Source organism: Dongia sp. (assembly GCF_041910485.1).
GTDB lineage: Bacteria > Pseudomonadota > Alphaproteobacteria > Dongiales > Dongiaceae > Dongia.
Map to the genome: position 1 here is coordinate 1 of NZ_JAYRQR010000001.1, position 2,289 is coordinate 2,289.

Below are 2,289 nucleotides of genomic sequence, written 5' to 3' on the forward strand. Positions count from 1 at the left end.
GAACTGGACAGGATCGGCATGCCGGAGCGTGTGCTCGAGCGTTTCCGCCATGCCCTGAAACGGCCGAGCGGCATGGTGCTGGTTACCGGGCCGACCGGCTCCGGCAAGACGACGACGCTCTATGCCGCGCTCAACGAACTGAACAGCCCGGAAAAGAAGGTCATTACCGTTGAAGATCCGGTCGAATACCGGCTCGGTGGCCTGAACCAGGTGCAGGTGCACGAGAAGATCGACCTTTCCTTCTCGCGCGTACTGCGCACCGTGCTGCGGCAAGACCCGGACATCGTGTTGGTCGGTGAAATGCGCGACCAGGAAACGGCCGAAATTGGCATGCGTGCCGCCATGACCGGCCACCTCGTGCTATCCACATTGCATACCAACGATGCTGTGTCGACCCCGATCCGCCTGCTCGATATGGGTGTGCCGCGCTACATGGTGGCGCTGTCGGTGCACATGGTCGTCGCCCAGCGTCTGGTGCGGGTCATCTGCGGCAATTGCCGCGAAACCTATACGCTCACACCCAGCGAGCATGAATGGTTGCGCTACGAACTCGGCGACCAGGTCGATAGCCATGCCTTCCATCATGGCCGTGGCTGCACGCATTGCGCCAATACCGGCTACCAGGGGCGAACCGGGGTTTATGAATTCCTCGAAATGAGCGACCGGGTGGTTGAGGCCATCAACCACGAAGACCCGGGTGAATTCATGCGCGTGGCGCGCCAGCAGATGGCCGGCGAAACCCTGCGTCGCGATGCGGTACGCCTGGTGCTGGCCGGCCAGACCACGGTGGCAGAGGCCATGCGCATCAGTAACCAGTTCGAGGAATAAGGTAGCGTGCCCTACTTTGCCTACAAGGCGCGCGATGCCGGCGGCAAGCTGATCGAGGGGGTGCTCGAAGGCGCCTCGTCGGGTGGCGTGGCCGATCTCTTGCTCGGGCGCGGGGTGACGCCGGTTTCGATCGAAGAAACGCGGGCCCGGGGGCAAGGCAGCGGCAATGCCGTGCTGACGCTGTTCAAACCGCGTGTCCAGCATGTCGATATCCTGCTTTTTTCGCGGCAGATCCATACCCTGCTCAAGGCCGGCGTGCCGATCATGCGCGCCCTGAATGGCTTGCAGGAATCGGCTACCAATCCGGCGATGAAGGAGGTCATCCGCGACGTGCGCGAAAGCCTGGAGGCCGGCCGTGAACTGTCGGTGTCCCTGGCCCGCCATCCCAAGGTGTTTTCCTCCTTCTACATCTCCATGGTGCGGGTTGGCGAAGCGACCGGCCTGCTCGATGAAATATTCCTGCGCTTGTTCGAGCACCTGGAATTCGAGCGTTTCATGCGCGAACAGGTGAAGTCTGCGCTGCGCTACCCGATGTTTGTGGTGATTGCGATGGCGGTGGCCATCGTGGTAGTCAACCTCTTCGTCATTCCGGCCTTTGCCAAGGTTTTCCAGGGTTTTGGTGCCGAGTTGCCGCTGATGACGCGGCTGCTGCTTGGTTTTTCGGACTTCATGGTCACCTGGTGGCCGGCCATGCTGGTCGCCCTCATTGGCGGTATTGTCGCCTTCCGCGCCTGGGTGGGGACGCACGCCGGACGCATGCAATGGGAGGCCCTGGCCCTGCGCTTCCCGATTGCCGGCAAGATCGTCAGCAAGGCCGCGATGGCCCGCTTTGCCCGCAGCTTCGCACTGAGTACGCGCAGCGGCGTGCCAGTCATGCAGGCGCTCAGCAACTCGGCGCAGACCGTCGACAACAGCTATATCGCAGCCAAGATCGAAGGCATGCGCGATACCGTCGAGCGTGGCGAAAGCGTCTTGCGGGCCAGCATCGCGTCGGGATTCTTCACGCCGGTCGTGCTGCAGATGGTGGCGGTAGGCGAGGAGTCAGGTGCCCTCGACGACATGATGGAAGAGGTCGGCCAGATGTATCAGCGCGAAGTCGAGTACGAACTGAAAACGCTCGGCCAGCAAATCGAACCGATCCTGATCGTCTGTTTGGGAGCGCTGGTACTGATTCTGGCTCTGGGCATCTTCCTGCCGATGTGGGATCTCGGCAAGGTAGCCATCAAGCGATGAACGGCCATGCGACGCTATTACGAATTCGCCCTCGTCGTGATTCTGATTTCGGTGTTGGCGCTGGTCTTGTTGCGCGCATTGGGCGTTGCCCAGAAGGATATGGAAGAAGCCGGCGTACAGGCCGAGGCCGCGGCGATTCGCACACAGATTCTGGAAGCCGTGGCTCATCGCGAAACCTTCGGCGGCCAACTGCCGCCAGGCGGCAACCCGATGGATTGGATCAGCGCC

At 61.9% G+C, this 2,289-nt stretch carries 3 protein-coding genes; all 3 read left to right on the top strand.

The genetic code is table 11. The annotated features are described in order from the left end of the window. Positions 1-828: GspE/PulE family protein (locus ACE3PP_RS00005; RefSeq protein WP_374377115.1), on the top strand; the 828-nt coding region annotated here is incomplete at its 5' end. Positions 829-834: 6 nt separating this feature from the next. After that, positions 835-2,061: a type II secretion system F family protein gene (locus tag ACE3PP_RS00010; RefSeq protein ID WP_374377116.1), complete on the top strand. Its 1,227-nt coding sequence runs from the start codon at positions 835-837 to the stop codon at positions 2,059-2,061. Between the two features lie 6 nt (positions 2,062-2,067). Then, positions 2,068-2,289 (top strand): hypothetical protein (locus ACE3PP_RS00015; RefSeq protein WP_374377117.1); only part of this gene is annotated, 222 nt, incomplete at its 3' end.